14 protein-coding genes and 2 pseudogenes are annotated in these 16,448 nt (G+C 65.0%); 12 read left to right on the top strand and 4 right to left on the bottom strand.

The window, feature by feature from the left end; translation table 11 throughout:
• Window positions 1-77: 77 nt before the first annotated feature.
• The 3 genes and pseudogenes from E5P3_RS08305 to E5P3_RS08295 all read left to right on the top strand — a co-directional run.
• Window positions 78-911: a MurR/RpiR family transcriptional regulator gene (locus E5P3_RS08305; protein WP_162589589.1), complete on the top strand. Its 834-nt coding sequence runs from the start codon at window positions 78-80 to the stop codon at window positions 909-911.
• 232 nt (window positions 912-1,143) lie between these two features.
• A complete protein-coding gene (locus E5P3_RS08300) occupies window positions 1,144-3,399 on the top strand; it encodes a phosphocholine-specific phospholipase C (protein WP_162585540.1) in 2,256 nt (751 codons plus the stop codon).
• A gap of 179 nt (window positions 3,400-3,578) precedes the next feature.
• Window positions 3,579-3,674: pseudogene (locus tag E5P3_RS08295) on the top strand (nitroreductase); the annotation flags it as partial.
• A gap of 14 nt (window positions 3,675-3,688) precedes the next feature.
• On the opposite strand, the gene E5P3_RS08290 reads toward E5P3_RS08295, so the two are convergent.
• Entirely contained in the window at window positions 3,689-4,333 is a 645-nt protein-coding gene (locus tag E5P3_RS08290) for an SOS response-associated peptidase (protein WP_197893947.1), read from the bottom strand.
• A 271-nt stretch (window positions 4,334-4,604) separates the two neighbouring features.
• Between E5P3_RS08290 and E5P3_RS08285 the strand changes: the two genes are divergently transcribed.
• Window positions 4,605-4,790: a hypothetical protein gene (locus E5P3_RS08285; protein ID WP_162585538.1), complete on the top strand. Its 186-nt coding sequence runs from the start codon at window positions 4,605-4,607 to the stop codon at window positions 4,788-4,790.
• Between the two features lie 382 nt (window positions 4,791-5,172).
• Here E5P3_RS08285 and E5P3_RS08280 read toward each other — a convergent pair whose 3' ends face one another.
• The 3 genes and pseudogenes from E5P3_RS08280 to E5P3_RS08270 form a co-directional block, all read right to left on the bottom strand.
• Window positions 5,173-6,171 carry a GSU2403 family nucleotidyltransferase fold protein gene (locus E5P3_RS08280; protein WP_162585537.1) on the bottom strand — a complete coding sequence of 333 codons (999 nt, stop codon included), beginning with the start codon at window positions 6,169-6,171 and terminating at the stop codon, window positions 5,173-5,175.
• Between the two features lie 224 nt (window positions 6,172-6,395).
• Window positions 6,396-6,646 (bottom strand): annotated as a pseudogene (locus E5P3_RS08275) (M24 family metallopeptidase); the annotation flags it as partial.
• A 146-nt stretch (window positions 6,647-6,792) separates the two neighbouring features.
• On the bottom strand, window positions 6,793-7,728 hold the full coding sequence (locus tag E5P3_RS08270) for a LysR family transcriptional regulator (protein WP_162585536.1): 936 nt from the start codon (window positions 7,726-7,728) through the stop codon (window positions 6,793-6,795).
• A 110-nt stretch (window positions 7,729-7,838) separates the two neighbouring features.
• Between E5P3_RS08270 and E5P3_RS08265 the strand changes: the two genes are divergently transcribed.
• From E5P3_RS08265 to E5P3_RS08230, 8 genes are read left to right on the top strand one after another with little or no spacing between them, the layout of a single operon-like run.
• Complete coding sequence (locus E5P3_RS08265) at window positions 7,839-8,801, top strand: Bug family tripartite tricarboxylate transporter substrate binding protein (RefSeq protein WP_162585535.1); 963 nt, start codon at window positions 7,839-7,841, stop codon at window positions 8,799-8,801.
• 1 nt (window position 8,802) lies between these two features.
• A complete protein-coding gene (locus E5P3_RS08260) occupies window positions 8,803-9,852 on the top strand; it encodes a 4-hydroxythreonine-4-phosphate dehydrogenase PdxA (protein WP_162585534.1) in 1,050 nt (349 codons plus the stop codon).
• Window positions 9,853-9,879: 27 nt separating this feature from the next.
• Complete coding sequence (locus E5P3_RS08255; protein WP_162585533.1) at window positions 9,880-11,052, top strand: L-rhamnonate dehydratase; 1,173 nt, start codon at window positions 9,880-9,882, stop codon at window positions 11,050-11,052.
• 14 nt (window positions 11,053-11,066) lie between these two features.
• Window positions 11,067-12,614: a UxaA family hydrolase gene (locus E5P3_RS08250; protein WP_162585532.1), complete on the top strand. Its 1,548-nt coding sequence runs from the start codon at window positions 11,067-11,069 to the stop codon at window positions 12,612-12,614.
• Window positions 12,615-12,636: 22 nt separating this feature from the next.
• Entirely contained in the window at window positions 12,637-13,566 is a 930-nt protein-coding gene (locus E5P3_RS08245; protein WP_162585531.1) for a dihydrodipicolinate synthase family protein, read from the top strand.
• Window positions 13,567-13,624: 58 nt separating this feature from the next.
• Window positions 13,625-14,608: a TRAP transporter substrate-binding protein gene (locus E5P3_RS08240; RefSeq protein ID WP_162585530.1), complete on the top strand. Its 984-nt coding sequence runs from the start codon at window positions 13,625-13,627 to the stop codon at window positions 14,606-14,608.
• A gap of 22 nt (window positions 14,609-14,630) precedes the next feature.
• Window positions 14,631-15,134 carry a TRAP transporter small permease gene (locus E5P3_RS08235; RefSeq protein WP_162585529.1) on the top strand — a complete coding sequence of 168 codons (504 nt, stop codon included), beginning with the start codon at window positions 14,631-14,633 and terminating at the stop codon, window positions 15,132-15,134.
• Window positions 15,135-15,147: 13 nt separating this feature from the next.
• Complete coding sequence (locus tag E5P3_RS08230; protein WP_162585528.1) at window positions 15,148-16,425, top strand: TRAP transporter large permease subunit; 1,278 nt, start codon at window positions 15,148-15,150, stop codon at window positions 16,423-16,425.
• Window positions 16,426-16,448: the final 23 nt, after the last annotated feature.

Below are 16,448 nucleotides of genomic sequence, written 5' to 3'. Positions count from 1 at the left end.
CCATGAAGCCGCAGCCTGCCCGAAGGTCCCCCAGGTCCACCAAGCGCGTGCAAACGCCCAACGGTCAGATCTCGGCCGTGCTCGCGCGCATCGAAAGCCTCTGGTCCTCGCTCGGTCCGGTCGGCCAGCGCATCGCCGACTTCATCGTCAAGAACCCGCAGGAGGTGGTCCACATGTCGGTGAGCGAGGTGGCCGAGCGTACGGGGTCGAGCGAAGGCAGCATCGTGGGCTTCTGCAAGAACCTCGGGGCCACCGGCTTCCAGCAGATCAAGATCGCGCTGGCGCAGGAGGTCGTGCGGCCGGTGCAGTTCATCCACGAGGACCTCGAGCCCGGAGACAAGGTCGCCACCACCGTCCGCAAGATCTTCCAGAGCAATGTGCAGACCCTGCTCGACACCCAGGCCGCCCTGGACGTCAAGGCGATGGAGAAGGCGGTACGGCTGATCAAGAAGGCCAGGCGCATCGAGATCTACGGCGTCGGCAGCGCGGCCACCATCGCCGAGGACGCGCACTACCGCATGCTGCGCATCGGGCTGGACGTCAAGGTCGTGGTCGACTCGCACGTGCAGGCCATCAGCGCCTCGCTCACCGGCCCCGGCGTGGCGGTGCTGACGATCTCGCATTCGGGCAGCACGCACGAGACGGTGACGGCCACGCGTCTCGCCAAGGAGGCCGGCGCGGCGACCATCTGCATCACCAACCTCGGCAAGTCGCCGATCCAGGCCTTTTGCGACGTGCTGCTCTTCACCATGGCCCGCGAGACCAGCTTCCGCACGGAAGCGATGACCAGCCGCCTCGCGCAGCTGGCCATCATCGATGCGCTGATCGCCTGCCTCGCGCTCTCTGACTACGACCGCTCGGTCGAGACCTTGCGCCGGACCTTCGACGTGCTTTCGCTCAAGCGCTACTGAGCTTGGCGCGCATCGCCATCCAATGGATGGCGACGGCCCGCATTGAGCTCTGCTCAGTGCTTTGGCAGTAGCTCTTTGAGCTGAATTCATTTTCCTGTCACGCCGGCTACCTAAGCTCATCGGGGTCAGGCCACCTCCATGTTCAGCAAGAAAAGCTCCGCCATGAGCGCCATCCATGACTGGGGCGCCCTGATCCGCTTCCTTCCGCCCTCCCCCTTCTTCGAGTTGAACCATGACCACGAACATTCCCCCACGACGCGACTTCCTTCGCAAGACCGCCGGCACCCTGGGTGCCGCATCCGCTCTCACCGTGTTGCCGCCCTCGATCCGCCGCGCGCTGGCGGTCGAGGCGCACGTCAAGTCCCGCTCCATCGAGGACGTCCAGCACATCGTCATCCTGATGCAGGAGAACCGCAGCTTCGACCATTACTTCGGCACCATGCGCGGCGTGCGCGGCTTCGGCGACCGCTTCCCGATTCCGCTGGCGAGCGGCAAACCGGTGTATTTCCAGCCCAACCCCAGCGGCGGCGCGGACATCCAACCCTTTCGCCGCGATTCCACCATCGGCAGGGCGCTGATCGGATCCGGCACGCCGCACAATTTTCCCGATCAGCAGGCGGCGTGGAACCAGGGGAAGATGGACCGCTGGATCCAGTTCAAGAACCAGGCGACGATGGGCTACTTCCTGCGCGAGGACATTCCGTTCCAGTTCGCGCTGGCCGATGCCTTCACGATCTGCGACGGCTATCACTGTTCCGTCCTCACCGGCACCGACCCGAACCGCATCGTCTTCATGTCGGGCTCCAACTTCAACCCGGAACTGCGCAAGCGGGGCATCAACAGCACGCACGCGGACGGCGAGCCCGTCAACTCGCGCTGCTGGCCCAACCCGTCCAGGTGGGTCGCGGGAAGGGGGCAGCAGGCCGACGGGTCGGGTCAGATCGACCCCGCAACAGGTGCCTACAACTACAAGTACGTCAACACCGCCTTCAAGTGGGCCACGTTGCCGGATGTCCTGCAAAAGGCGGGCGTGAGCTGGCACATCTACCAGAACATGAACAACAACTGGACGGGCGCCATGCACGGCTGCCTGGCCTTCCAGAGTTTCCGCACTGCGCAGCCGGGTTCGCCGATCTACGAGCACGGCCTGACGGGCGGCCCCGAATCGGCTGACGGCGCTGTCAACTTCCTCGCCCAGCTCAAGCAGGACGTGATCAACGACACCCTGCCGCAGGTCTCCTGGGTGCTGCCCACGCAGGCCCTGGCCGAGCACCCGGGCAGCAGTGAAGGCACCGCAGGCGCTGCCGACTTCACCGCCGATGTGCTGGACGCGCTGACGTCCAACCCGAAGGTCTGGAGCAAGACCGTCCTTTTCGTGACCTTCGACGAGAACGACGGCTTCTTCGACCACCTGCCGATGCCGGCGGTGCCGTCGTATGACGCCAATGGCAACCTGATGGGCAAGTCCACCGTGGCGCTGGACGGCGAGTATTTCGACGCCTCCGTGGGCAACTACCTGAACGTCAATGACACCACCAGCGGCAAGATTCGCCCGTGGGGCCTGAGTTCGCGCGTGCCGATGTACGTGGTGTCGCCGTGGAGCAAGGGCGGCTGGGTCGATTCGCAGGTGTTCGACCATACCTCCGTGGGCATGTTCCTGGAGAAGCGCTTCGGCTTCACGGTGGACGCCATCAGCCCGTGGCACCGCGCAGTCTGCGGCGACCTCACCTCCTGCTTCGACTTCGTCAGGCCGAACGACCCGGTCTTCCCCCAACTGCCCGACACGAGCAACTGGGCCGCGATCAATGCGGCGCAGAGGCTGCTGCCCACGGCCCCGATCACCACTGCCCCCGCCACGCCTCAGCCGCTGTTCCAGGAGGCCGGGGTGCGTCCGTCGCGCGCGCTCCCCTACGAGCTGCACGCCAGCGCGCGGGTGGACTCGCGCGGCATGCTCTCGCTGATGTTCGCCAACACCGGCAAGCAGGGCGCCGTCTTCCACGTCTACGACAAGCTGCATCTGGACCGCATTCCGCGCCGCTACACCGTGGAGGCCGGAAAGACGCTGAGCGACACCTGGAACGCCGGCGCCTCCGACAGCGGCAAGTACGAGCTCTGGGTCTACGGTCCCAACGGCTTCGTGCGCACCTTCGAGGGCGACGCGCTGTTCCACGACACCGCGGCATTCCAGCCCGAAGTCCAGGTCGGCTACCAGGCCCACAGCGGCCATCTCTACCTCAGGGTGCGCAACAACGGCAAGCAGCGTGGTCGCGTCACGATCACTGCCAACGCCTACAACAAGCACGGCCCGTGGACGATGGACATCAAGCCCGGCGACATCGAGACGCAGCACTGGAACCTCCAGACGAGCGGCGACTGGTACGACTTCACCGTCAGCGCCGAGAACTTCGAGCGCCGCTTCGCCGGCCGCGTCGAAAGCGGGAGGCCGGGCGTCAGCGATCCAGCCATGGCGATGCATCTGCAGGCCTGAAGCCAGGGGCGCCCAGGCGCCTTGTCCCACTGACTCACCGGCTCGTGCACAGAGCGTGTCGGTGTAGCTCATGCTCATCTATGCTGTCGAGTGCGCTGTGGCCACAAGGGAGTGAAATGAAGATCTTCCCTTTCGGGCCACGCGCCAAGCCAAGGTAGAAGCCATTGCGGAAGCAATCACGCAGCTTCGAAGCCCCAATCGGACTCATCTTCACGATCGACGCGCGGCTGACTCAGCACAGCTGGCTCGACTGCGGCATGTTCCTCCAGGCGATCGCGGCGCTCAACGGCTAGAACAGCGTCGGCTGATCCGGGGGCTGCTTGGGCTTGGCGCGCTCAGGCTTCTGCTTGGGCACCTTCGGCGGAGGCGGCTCGGGCGTCATCACCAGACGCTCGGCGGGGTACTGGTTCAGGAAAGCCCGCGACCGCTCTACGGGCGCGTCAAGCCACTCCTCGTACTGGGTCTCGGGCAGGATCACCGCCATACGTTTGTCCTGCTGTTCTGGCGGGCGCTTCAGGTCCGGCCGGTGCATCTCCTTGAACAGCGGGTGCGTGTCGGCGTTGATGGTGAGCATCGTGAAGCTCAGTTCCCAGAGGCCGGTCTGCGAATTCCTCCATGGTGCCCACAGACCGGCAACGCCGAGCGTCTCGTCATTGGCCGCAGTGAATCGGGTCGGGATCGCGTTGCCGGTGCGCCAGTCGGGCTCGTAGATGGCCTCGCAGGGGACGATGCAGTGCCGAGCTTGAGCCCACGCGTGCTTGAAGCTGGCGAGCTGATCGACGGTCTCGCTTCGGGCGTTGTACGTGTTCTTGCCATAGCCGGTGTCCTTGGCGAAGCCTGGCATGAGCCCGAAGTGCCCCTCGACGAACTCAAAGTCCGGCACCGCCTCATCCCCGGAACCACGCTGGGGCGGCCGGCGGATGAACGGCGCCATCTGCGTCGGGTAGATGTGCAATCCCCCGGGCGGGGGCTCCCAGCCAGGCTGGCAGCTTGAGCCTGAACCGCTTCTCGAGCTGCTTGCGGCGCTTCTCCGCTTGATAGTGGCTGCAAATGGCCGTCTCCAAACTGGTAGCAGATTCGACAGATTCTGCGACATCTGGAACTGTATATTTATACAGCATGAGAGTCAGAGTTTCACCGCGGCGGATTGGGGGGCGATCCCTGACCTGGAACCAGAAGCCAAGGAGCAGGGCACGCTTCTGAGCATGCGCAAGAGCACCGAAGATCGCATGGTGGTGGTTTTGTTCCTCGGTGGCTCAGACGAAAACGGGCCGTATCTCTACGAGCCGCGGGTGACCTCCGTGCTAGGCGACGAGATCCGTGTCGTTGGACTGGAGAAGCACGAACAAGCGTGGGTGCTGCAGGAATGGCAGATGGAGATTCTGAAATGAACGACGTCTTGGAGCAGTTGGCGAACGACCCATGGTTCAGGTGGCAGCACGCCTTCCTGGCCGAGTGGTGCAGCTTGGCGCAAGGCAATGCCGACCCTCATCAGGTCTTGGACTTGGCCGGCGAGGTCTACAGCCGGAACCCGAGCCGCGATCCTGTGGAGGTGGCTCGGGAGGCGTGGGACGAGGAAAGCAACAGCTCATGGTCGGCGCGCCGCATGCGGTCGGTGAGCTCCAGCACGCCGGCGAGAGGATGCGCCGCCGCCAGCCAGGCCTCGATGCAGCCCAGGAATCGCGGTCGATCCGGGCCACCAGCTCTTCGCCCAGCGTCGTGATGCGGCCTCTTGACGCAAGGCTCACCAGGTCGGGCGAGGAATGCTCCTCATCATCCAATCGGCGGCTTGGTGGCCGGCTCATCTTGATCCTCGATCGGTCCCTCCGCGCGCAAGTACTGCGGCATATGAGAATGAACGAGCTCCTCGACCAGGTCTGCTTGCAGCAAGTCCTTCGTGCGCTTCAGAGGGTCGCGCGTAGGGAAGTTGCCCAGCGCGCGTTTGATCTTTACGAAGTCCATCGGATGCATCGTGTTCATGACCGCCATCTCGCCATTGGTCGCAATGACCATCTGGCTGAATCTGGGCGAGCCTAGGATCCGGTCGCCAGTGGACGCCTGGGCCGCCCACACATCGTCTTCATCGTCGCTCAGACGCAGCGGGTGAGGGTCCCCGTCCTTGGCCATGCGACGGATCACGTCGACTTCGAAGCCGTCGGCGTTGCGAACCGTCTCCTTTTTATCCTCGAGCCGAACGAACGTCTTGTCGGCCTTCTTGAGCAGTCCCACGAAGGAAGCGTCTGCCTCCTTCATGAGCGAAAAAAAAGCCAAGTGCTTGCGCGTGTCGAACAGCAGATCAATGTCTCGCGTGGCCATCGCTGCTGGCAAGAACCGAACACCAGAGGCGCTTTCGTATGCGTACAGCGAATGGGTGCCCACCACAGTGAAATGCTCGGCCAGTCCGGCGGTATCGAGCGCGTTCAGAACGTTTACAACGACCGGAGGTACGCGGCCGACGCGAAGCGCGCGGTTCAAGCGGCGCTGTTCATCGGCGGCCTTCTCGATCGAAGCCAGCCGTTCGGTGACCGCAGCCTTACGCTCGGTGAAGTTCTTGTGGATCTGCAGTGTCTCGGGGCTCTCAGCGCCCAACGACTTATGGGTACCCTTTGGGCTCGTCCGGATCAGATATCTCCCGCCGGAGATCTCCCGCCAGATCATTCCGCCGCGCGTCTGAGCGGCGTCCTTGCGCACACGCCGAAGCTCGTCGAAGACGCTCTCCGCGTCGATGTATTGCCGCTTCTGACTTTCGCTGTTCTCGATGATGCCAGCCATTTTCACTGTATTTTCCTGGTCTTCTATATTATGGTGAAAAACCAATTAAATCAATAACTTACGTCATTTTTCACTGCAACTGCAGGAAGCTCTCCATCGCAGTGAAAACTGTTTAAAATCAATAACTTATGGCATCTCGCAGCGACACGGCGCCGACGCGCTGCTCGTGCTCCATCAGGATGGCCTCGTAAGGGCTGTCCATTCCGAGTCCGTATCGGTGAGAGGGGAATGCCGTGACAAACCACATGATTGACGGAGGTGAGGATGGTCTTCGGATACCCCTGATACCCCACGTTGGCTGGAATAGCGCCCTGGACAATCACGATGTGGTCGTGGCAGATGCGGTCGAGCGCCTCCGTGCTCACCCCCGGCACGACGTAAGGCTCGACCATACTTAGACCTCTGCGGCAAGGAGCGCGGCCCGCCGCGCCATCTCGAATTCCTCGGTGGACTTGATGGGAACACCGTGAGCCATCAGTGCTTCCCCGTCGAGGATGCGCGGAGCTTGCAAAACATAGCGGCCATCTATAAATGCGCGATCTTGTGGCCTAAGGAAATCTTTGATCTGCGCCGAACCATCGGCTAAGCAAGACCAGCGGCTGCAGCAGGACTTCAGCACGCTTAGCGCTTCCTGTGCAACAGCTCCAGGAACTGTCTTGCAGGAACGCTGAGCGGCCGGTCGCTGCGCACGATGCTGCCGTAAGTGGAGAGCTTGTGCCGGATCGGGTAGCGCACGATGCTCAGTACGCCATGCTCGGCGTCGCGCCGCGCGACCGTCGCCGGAATCACGCCCACCATCTGCGACTTGCGAATCAGGTTGATGGTCGTGAGTATCGAGCCGGTCTCGACCAACCCGCGTGGCATCACCGCATGGTGCGCCTGGAACTCGCGCTCGATCACATCGCGCATGGGGCTGTGCGCCGGCTGCAGGACCCACGTGTACTTCAGCAGATCGGCAAAGGCCACGCGTGACTGCCCGGCCAGCGGATGCTCGTTGCCGACAACCACCGCCAAGGACTCGTCTGCAATGGCCCTGAAGGTGCAGGCCGCCGCTTCAGGGCCGACGGGGCGCCCCACCACCAACTCGAGCACGCCCTCGTGCAATTGAGCGAGCAGCTTGTCGCTGGTGTCCACCGCAATCTCGACGGCCAGCAAGGGATGGGCCGCCTTGAGTTCAGTGAGCGCATCGGTCAGCCGTCCGGGTGAGGCCGCCATGATGCTGCCGAGCGAGAACTTGCCGACGCTGCCGAGCTGGAGCTCGTGCAGTTCGCGATTGAGTGCCTCCATGCTGCCGCGAATACCCCGGAAGTAACCCATCACGCGCTCGCCTGCGGCATTGAGCCGCAGTCCGCGCCCTGCCCGCTCGAACATCGCCTGGCCCAGCGCGCTCTCGAGCTCATGCAGCATCTTGGTGGCGGCCGGCTGCGTGAGGCCGAGCTGATCGGCCGCGGCGCGCAGGGTGCGCCGCTCCTCCACCGCCAGCATCAGCGCCACCTGCCTCATCCGAACGCGGTTGAGCAGCCGAGGGGTCGAATCCTGCCTGTCGATGGAGCCCATGATTGATTACCTCAGGATATTGATCGATCAAGAGCTTTCAGTTTACGTGCATCAATCGCGTGCCTACGATTGCCGCCAACGAATCCCCGAAACAGTCTGGAGACAAGCAGATGAAGAAGCTCTTTGCGGCCACGGCCGCAGGGTTGCTGGCGCTCGCCGCGACCGCCGTGCAGGCCCAGGATTGGCCCACCCGCCCGATCAGGATCATGGTCGGCTCTGCGCCCGGCGGCGGCACCGACGCGATGGCCCGAGCGGTGGCCGACCGGCTCGGCCCCTTGCTCAAGCAGCCGGTGGTGGTCGAGAACCGGCCCGGCGTTTCCAACACCCTTGCCGCCGATGTCACGGCCAAGTCGACCGACAGCCACACCATGGTGATGGGCGTCGTTACTGCGCACGCGATCGCGCCGCACCTGCTCAAGCTCAACTACGACAACAACCGGGACCTGGTGCCGGTGGCCTTTGTGGGGGCGGTGCCGAACGTGCTGGTGATCGGCAACAGCGTGCCCGCTGATTCGGTGCAGGCGCTGGTCAAGCTGGCCAAGCAGGACCCGGGCAAGCTCAACTACGCCACCAGCGGCTCGGGGAGCACGCAGCACATTGCGGCCGAGATGTTCAAGGACGCGACGGGCGTCGACATCGCGCACGTGCCCTACAAGGGCAGCGGCCCGGCGCTGGTCGACCTGATCGGCGGGCAGGTCCAATTGAGCTTCGACACGCTGCCCTCGGTGATCGGCCAGATCAAGAACGGCAAGGTTCGCGCACTCGCGGTGACCACCGCCAAGCGCAATGCGCAGCTGCCCAACGTGCCGACCCTCTCCGAAGCGGGCGTGCCGCACGTCGAGATGAGCGCCTGGTACGGCATCTACATGCCGGCCGGCGCGCCCAAGGCAGTGCAAGACAAGGTGCATGACGCGGTCAACCAGGTGCTTGCGATGCCGGAGACCCAGACCCGCCTCCAGGCCATCGGCGCCGAGATTGCGCCCATGACGCAGGCGCAATTCGCGCAGTTCCACGCCGCCGAATACAAGCGCTTCGGCGAGCTCATCAAGAAGAACCGCATCCGCCTGGATTGACATGACGAACACACCCTCCCTTCCCGTCGTCGCGCTCACCCTCGGCGACCCCGCGGGCATCGGCGCCGAACTGATCGCCAAGCTGTTGGCCAAACCGGAGGCCGCCGCGCTCGCCAATATCGTGCTGATCGGCGACCGCTGGCTGTGGGACGAAGGCCAACGCATCGCCGGCACCTCCGTCGCCACCGACGAGGTGAACTCGTTGGCTGAAGTGCGCGGCCGCGCCAGCGCGGCGCGCCCTGCCTTCTTCGCCGTGCACAGCGTCGACCCGGCGCTTGTGCAACGCGGGCAGGCGGCGGCGCCTGGCGGTCGCTCGGTGCTCGAAGTGCTCGACCGGTGCATGGACGCGACGCTTGCCGGCGAGGTCGACGCGATCTGCTTCGCGCCGCTCAACAAGCACGCCATGAAAATCGGCGGCCTGCGGCACGAGGACGAGCTGCACCATTTCGCGGAGCACCTGGGCGTGACCGGCTACTTCTGCGAGTTCAACACCCTCGGCGAGCTCTGGACCTCGCGCATCTCCTCGCACGTGCCTCTGAAGGACGTGGCCGGCTATCTGAGCGTGGAGCGTATCGAGCAGGCAGCCGAGCTGATCTACCGCTCGCTCCTGGCCAATGGCGTGGCGCAACCCAGGATTGCAGTTGCGGCCTTCAATCCGCACGGCGGCGATGGAGGCCTTTGCGGACGCGAGGAGATCGACATCATCGTCCCGGCCGTGCGGCGCCTGCAGGCGCGCGACTGGCCGACCGAGTCGCCCTTCCATGGCCCCTTCCCGGCCGACACCATCTTCCTGAAGGCGCAAGCCGGCGACTACCAGGCCGTCGTGACCATGTACCACGACCAGGGCCAGATCGCGATCAAGCTGATGGGCTTCAGCCGCGGCGTCACGGTGCAGGGCGGGCTGCCGATCCCGATCACCACGCCCGCGCACGGGACCGCCTACGACATCGTGGGCCTGGGCAAAGCCAACGTCGAAGCCACCTGGCAGGCCTTCCGCATCGCGAGCCGCATGGGCGCTGCGCACCGCCGCGCAACCCACGTATCCGCTTGAACCCCTCCGTCAATCAAGAGAGACCCCATGAAGATCAAATCCGTACGCGCCCGTGTTTACGAGTGGAAAGGCAAGACCGTTCCGCCGCAGGGCAACTTCTGCTCCAACGCGATGGACCTGCTGTACGCGCCGCAGGAAACCATGAGCACCTTCCGCTTCCATTCGTGGACGGTGGTCGAGATCGAGACCGACGACGGCATCGTCGGGCTGGGCAACGTCGCCCTCGCGCCTGCCATCGCCAAGGCCATCATCGACCAGTACCTCGCGCCGCTGGTGATCGGCCAGGACCCGTGGGACTACGAGTACCTGTGGCAGCGCATGTACCGCGCCACCCATGCCTGGGGCCGCAAGGGCGTGACCATGGCGGCGATCTCGGCGGTCGACCTCGCGATCTGGGACATCCTGGGCAAGTCGGTGAACAAGCCGGTCTTCAAGCTGCTCGGCGGCCGCACCAAGGAGAAGATCCCCTGCTACTACTCCAAGCTCTATCGCACCGACCTGAAGGAAATGCAGGCCGAGGCGCAGAAGTTCCTCGACCAGGGATTCACCGCCTTCAAGATGCGCTTCGGCTACGGGCCGGCGCACCTGCAGAAGGGCGTGGCGGAGAACCTGAAGTCGGTCGAGGCCGTGCGCGAAGTCATCGGCTACGACAACGACCTCATGCTCGAGTGCTACATGGGCTGGAACGTTGAGTACGCCAAGCGCATTTGCCCCAAGCTCGAGAAGTTCCAGCCGCGCTGGCTGGAGGAACCGGTGATCGCCGACGACATCGACGGCTATGCCGAGCTGAACCGGTTGACCAGCATTCCGATTTCCGGCGGCGAGCACGAGTTCTCGCTCTACGGCTTCAAGCAGCTGCTGGACCGCAAGGCAGTGTCGGTCGTGCAGTACGACACCAACCGCGTCGGCGGCATCACGGCCGCGCACAAGATCAACGCGCTGTGCGAGGCCTACAGCGTGCCGGTGATCCCGCACGCGGGCCAGATGCACAACTACCACCTGACCATGAGCACGCTGGCCTCGCCGATGAGCGAGTACTTCCCGATGCACGACGTGGAAGTGGGCAACGAGTTGTTCTACTACATCTTCGATGGCGAGCCGGTGGCCGAGAACGGCTTCGTGCAGCTCGACGACTACAAGCCGGGCCTCGGTCTCACGCTGAAGACCGAGTACCTCAAGGACTTCAACATCGTCGAGTGACGGCGGGCGCTGCCATGTTGTCCCCAAGATTCCAGCCGAACGCACGCGTGATCCGCCTGCATGCCGAAGACGATGTCGTGATCTCGCTCGATCAGCTGGTCTCGGGCACGCAGATCGACAGCGAATGCATCGCGGTAGCCGGCCTCATTCCGCCGGGCCACAAGATGGCCACGCGCGCGATCGAGCCGGGCGCTGCCGTGCGCCGCTACGGCCAGATCATCGGCTTCGCGAGCCAGCCGATCCGTGCGGGACAGCATGTGCACACGCACAACCTCGCGACGGGCGACTTCACGCGCGACTACGCGATGGGCGCCGAGGCACGGCCGACCGCTTACACCGCAGCGTCGGCGACTTTCGAGGGCATCGTGCGCGATGACGGCCGCGTAGCGACGCGCAACTACATCGGCATTCTCACTTCGGTGAACTGCTCGGCCACCGTGGCGCGCGCCATCGCGGACCACTTCCGCCGCGACATCCACCCGGAGATGCTGGCGCCGTTCCCGAACGTCGACGGTGTGGTGGCACTCACCCACGGCGCCGGCTGCGCGGTCGACCCGGATGGCGAAGGTCTCGCCATCCTGCAGCGCACCTTGGGCGGCTACGCCTGCCATCCCAACTTCGCGAGCGTGCTGGTCGTCGGCCTCGGATGCGAGACCAACCAGATCGCGAAGCTGCTCGCGACGCAGGGCCTGCAGCACAGCGAGCGGCTGCACGGCTTCACGATCCAGGACACCGGCGGCACCACGCGCACCATCGCCCACGGCATCGAACGGATCAAGGCCATGCTGCCGCAGGCCAATGCCGTGCAGCGGCAAACCGTCCCCGCGAGGCAACTCGTGGTCGGCCTGCAGTGCGGTGGCTCCGACGGCTACTCCGGCATCTCGGCCAACCCGGTGCTCGGCGCAGCAGTCGACCTGCTGGTTGCGCATGGCGGCACGGCGATCCTTTCGGAGACGCCGGAGATCTATGGCGCCGAGCACCTGCTTACGCGCCGGGCGCAGACGCCCGAAGTCGGGCGCAAGCTGGTCGAGCGCATCCGCTGGTGGGAGGCCTACTGCGCCCGCAACGGCGCCGCGATGGACAACAACCCCTCGGCCGGCAACAAGGCCGGCGGGCTCACCACCGTGCTCGAGAAGTCACTGGGCGGCATCGCCAAGGCCGGCTCGACCAATCTGGTCGATGTGTACGAGTATGCGCAGCCGGTGACTGCCCACGGCCTGGTATTCATGGATACGCCCGGCTACGACCCGATCTCCGCCACCGGCCAGGTCGCGGGCGGCGCCAACCTGATCTGCTTCACCACCGGACGCGGCTCGGCCTATGGCTGCGCACCCTCCCCCTCCTTCAAGCTCGCCACCAACACCGCACTTTGGGAACGCCAGTCCGACGACATGGACCTCAACTGCGGCGAGGTGCTCGACGGCACGCGAAGCATCGAGGAACTCGGCGCGCTGCTGTTCCAGATGCTTCTGGCCACGGCCTCCGGCCAGCCTTCGCGCAGCGAACGCCACGGCTACGGCCAGCAGGAGTTCGTTCCCTGGCAAATCAGCGTGGTCACCTGACGCGCATTTCTTTCAAGACACCATGACCCTCACCCAGCCTGCCCGCTACCGCGGCATTTTCCCCGTCGTGCCGACGCCGTTCACCGCCAATGGCGAGCTGGACCTCGCGAGCCAGAAGCGCTGCATCGATTTCATGATCGAGTCGGGCTCGGACGGCATCTGCATCCTGGCGAATTTCTCCGAGCAGTTCGTGCTCGCGGACGACGAGCGCGAGCTCCTGACCCGCACCATCCTCGAACACGTGGCCGGGCGCGTGCCGGTGATCGTGACCACCACCCACTTCGCTACCCACGTCTGCGCCGAGCGCAGCCGCCGTGCGCAGGACATGGGCGCCGCGATGCTGATGGTGATGCCGCCCTACCACGGCGCCACCTTCCGCGTGCCCGAGCCGCAGATCTTCGACTTCTATGCGCGGCTGTCCGACGCGGTGGACATCCCGATCATGGTCCAGGACGCGCCGGCCAGCGGCACGGTACTGTCGGCACCCTTTCTCGCGCGCATGGCGACGGAGATCGAGCACGTGGCCTACTTCAAGATCGAGACCGCGGGCGCCGCCTCGAAGCTGCGCGAGCTGATCCGCCTGGGCGGCGACGCAGTCGAAGGTCCGTGGGACGGCGAAGAGGCGATCACCTTGATGCCCGACCTCGACGCCGGCGCGACCGGCTCGATGACGGGCGGCGCCTACGCCGACGGCATCCGACCCATCATCGACGCGCACCGCGCGGGCGATCGCGACAAGGCCTTTGCGCTCTACCAGCGCTGGCTGCCGCTGATCAATCACGAGAACCGGCAATCGGGTTTCCTCGCAGCCAAGGCACTGATGAAAGAAGGTGGCGTGATCACCTGCGAAGCGCCGCGCCACCCCTGGCCCGCCATGCACCCGGAAACCCGCAAGGGCCTGATCGAGACGGCGCGCCGCCTCGATCCGCTGGTGCTGCGCTGGGCGACATAGCGGCCCGCTTTCAACCTGCTTCCCTTGACCCGAGACAGATTCCTACAGGAGACAAACCATGAAACGCATTTCCTTCCTCAAGCTTGCCCTGTGCAGCGCATTGCTCTCGGGCGGCCTGGCCGCCCACGCACAGGTCACCAAGATCCGCTTCGCCCATGCTGGGCCGGAGACCGCCTCCCAGCACCAGGCGGCGCTGGAATTCGCCCGGCTCGTCAAGGAGCGCAGCAAGGGCCAGCTCGAGGTCCAGGTCTATCCCAGCAGCCAGCTCGGCAACGACACGACCACGCTCGGCGCCGTGCGCGGCGGCACCATCGACATGATGATGGCCGGCAGCGGCAACTTCTCGGGACTCGTCTCGAAGTTCGACGTGCTCGACATCCCGTTCCTGTTCCGCGACCCGGCCCATGCCTACGCAACAGTGGACGGCGACGTGGGCCAGGGCCTCATGAAGGAGCTCGAGGCCCACGGCCTCAAGCAGCTCGCCTTCTGGGAAGTGGGCTTCCGCTCGATCACCACCAAGAACCGCGCCGTTCGCACGCCCGAAGACGTCAAGGGCCTGAAGATCCGCACCATGGGCAATCCGGTCCACATCCAGGCCTGGAAGCTGCTGGGCAGCAACCCGTTGCCGATGCCGCTCGGCGAGCTCTACCAGGCGCTCGAATCGGGTGCGGTGGATGCGCAGGAGCATCCGGTGGACATCACCTACGCTGCCAAGTTCTACGAAGTCCAGAAGCACCTGACGCTCACCAAGCATGCCTTCACCGCCATGCCGTTGGTCTACAGCAAGAAGAAGTTCGACGCGCTCAATCCCGAGCTGCAGAAGGTGCTGCTCGACAGCGCCAACGACGCCAAGCTGCTGCAGCGAAGCAGCAACCAGAAGAACGAGGCCGGCATCGTCGCCGACCTGCGCAAGCAGGGCATGTCGGTGATCGAGAGCTACGACCCCGCGCCCTTCAAGGCCGTGGTGGGCGAGGTCGTGCGCAAGGCCTACGTGACCAAGAACGGCCCCGAGCTGCTCGCCGCGGTGGACGCGGTCAGGTAAGCGCGGCGCCAGGGAGCCATCCATGAAATCCCATCTGCTCGCGCGCGCCACGGAGTGGCTGCTGGTTGCACTGCTCGCCGTCATGGTGGTGCTGGTATTCGGCAACGTCGTTCTGCGCTACGCCTTCAACTCCGGCATCGTGTTCTCCGAAGAAGTGTCGCGCTTCGTCTTCATGTGGCTCACGCTGATCGGCGCGCTCGTGGTGATGAAGGACAGCGCCCACCTCGGCATGTCCAGCCTGGTCGACCGGCTGGGCGAAACCGGCCAGCGCGTCTGCCGCTTCGCTTCCGATGCGCTGGTACTGGGCTGCTGCGTGCTGCTGGCGCACGGCGCCTGGAAGCAGGTGGTGATCGGCATGGGCGACCACTCGCCCGTGACGGGGGTGCCGCTGGGCTGGGTCTATCTATCCCTGCTGATCAGCAGCGCCGGCATGGCCCTGCTGCAGGCGCATTCGCTGTGGCGCCAGCTGGTCGGGCGCATGACGCGCGCGGAGCTGGTGCCGCAAGCCGTCAGCGCGGGCGAATGAAAGAGGACAAGACATGACCATCTCTGTCTTCCTCTTCTCCCTGCTCGGCGCCATGATGCTGGGCACGCCCATCGCGTTCGCGCTGCTGGTGTGCGGCGTGGCGCTGATGATCCATCTCAACAGCTTCGACACGCAGATCCTGGCGCAGAATCTGCTCGAGGGTGTCAACAACTATCCGCTGATGGCGGTGCCCTTCTTCATGCTGGCCGGCGAGCTGATGAACGCGGGCGGGCTGTCGCGGCGCATTGTCGCGGTGGCCGAAGCCCTGGTGGGCCATGTACGCGGCGGGCTGGGCTATGTCGCCATCATTGCCTGCGTGGTCGTGGCCAGCATCTCCGGCTCCGCCGTGGCCGACACGGCGGCCGTGGCGGCGCTGCTGATTCCGATGATGCGCGCAGCCGGCTACGACGTGCCGCGCGCTTCCGGCCTGATCGCCGCGGGCGGGATCATCGCGCCGGTGGTCCCCCCGTCCATCGCGTTCGTGGTGTTCGGCGTGGCGGCGCAGGTGTCGATCACCAAGCTGTTCATGGCCGGCATCTTCCCGGGCCTCATGATGGCCGGCGCATTGGCATTCACCTGGTGGCTCTGTGCCAAGAAGGAGCCGGGCGCGGCCGCCGGCCGCTTCGATGCCCGCAAACTTGCGGCGCGCCTGGCCGACGGCATCTGGGCCCTGGCATTGCCCGGGGTGATCATCGGCGGCATGAAGTTCGGCATCTTCACGCCGACCGAAGCCGCGGTGGTGGCGGTGGTGTATGCGCTCGTGGTGGGACGCTTCGTGCACGGCGAGCTCAAGTTCGAGAGACTGCCCGAGCTCATGCTGTCGGCGGCCAAGACCTCGAGCACGGTGATGTTCCTGGTGGCCTGCGCGCTGGTGTCGGCCTGGCTCATCACCATCGCCGACATCCCGGCTCAGGCTTCGGCGCTGCTCGAGCCCTTCATGGGCAACAAGATCCTGCTGATGTTCGTGATCATGATCCTCGTCATCGTGGTTGGCACGGCGCTGGACCTCATGCCCACGGTGCTGATCCTCACGCCCATCCTCATGCCCGTGATCACCAAGGCCGGCATCGACCCCGTCTACTTCGGCGTGATGTTCATCATGAACAACGCGATCGGCCTGCTGACCCCGCCGGTCGGAACGGTGCTCAATGTGGTCGCAGGCGTGGCCAAGACCCGCCTGGATGCCGTGATCAAGGGAGTCTGGCCCTTCCTGCTGGCGCAGATGCTGCTGCTGTTCCTTTTCGTCCTCTTTCCGCAGCTGGTCATGGTGCCGGCCAGCTGGTTCCGCTGATCCCAGAAAGCCGCGCGATGTCC

Origin of the sequence: Variovorax sp. RA8 (assembly GCF_901827175.1) — a bacterium.
Lineage (GTDB): Bacteria > Pseudomonadota > Gammaproteobacteria > Burkholderiales > Burkholderiaceae_C > Variovorax.
This window is presented reverse-complemented; position numbering and strand designations above follow the sequence as displayed.

Bases quoted from the DNA above. Each gene is read 5' to 3' on its own strand.
- E5P3_RS08300 (WP_162585540.1), top strand. From the start codon at position 1,144: ATGACCACGAACATTCCCCCACGACGCGACTTCCTTCGCAAGACCGCC.
- E5P3_RS08290 (WP_197893947.1), bottom strand. From the start codon at position 4,333: ATGGCGCCGTTCATCCGCCGGCCGCCCCAGCGTGGTTCCGGGGATGAG.
- E5P3_RS08285 (WP_162585538.1), top strand. From the start codon at position 4,605: ATGCGCAAGAGCACCGAAGATCGCATGGTGGTGGTTTTGTTCCTCGGT.
- E5P3_RS08280 (WP_162585537.1), bottom strand. From the start codon at position 6,171: ATGGCTGGCATCATCGAGAACAGCGAAAGTCAGAAGCGGCAATACATC.
- E5P3_RS08270 (WP_162585536.1), bottom strand. From the start codon at position 7,728: ATGGGCTCCATCGACAGGCAGGATTCGACCCCTCGGCTGCTCAACCGC.
- E5P3_RS08265 (WP_162585535.1), top strand. From the start codon at position 7,839: ATGAAGAAGCTCTTTGCGGCCACGGCCGCAGGGTTGCTGGCGCTCGCC.
- E5P3_RS08260 (WP_162585534.1), top strand. From the start codon at position 8,803: ATGACGAACACACCCTCCCTTCCCGTCGTCGCGCTCACCCTCGGCGAC.
- E5P3_RS08255 (WP_162585533.1), top strand. From the start codon at position 9,880: ATGAAGATCAAATCCGTACGCGCCCGTGTTTACGAGTGGAAAGGCAAG.
- E5P3_RS08250 (WP_162585532.1), top strand. From the start codon at position 11,067: ATGTTGTCCCCAAGATTCCAGCCGAACGCACGCGTGATCCGCCTGCAT.
- E5P3_RS08245 (WP_162585531.1), top strand. From the start codon at position 12,637: ATGACCCTCACCCAGCCTGCCCGCTACCGCGGCATTTTCCCCGTCGTG.
- E5P3_RS08240 (WP_162585530.1), top strand. From the start codon at position 13,625: ATGAAACGCATTTCCTTCCTCAAGCTTGCCCTGTGCAGCGCATTGCTC.
- E5P3_RS08235 (WP_162585529.1), top strand. From the start codon at position 14,631: ATGAAATCCCATCTGCTCGCGCGCGCCACGGAGTGGCTGCTGGTTGCA.
- E5P3_RS08230 (WP_162585528.1), top strand. From the start codon at position 15,148: ATGACCATCTCTGTCTTCCTCTTCTCCCTGCTCGGCGCCATGATGCTG.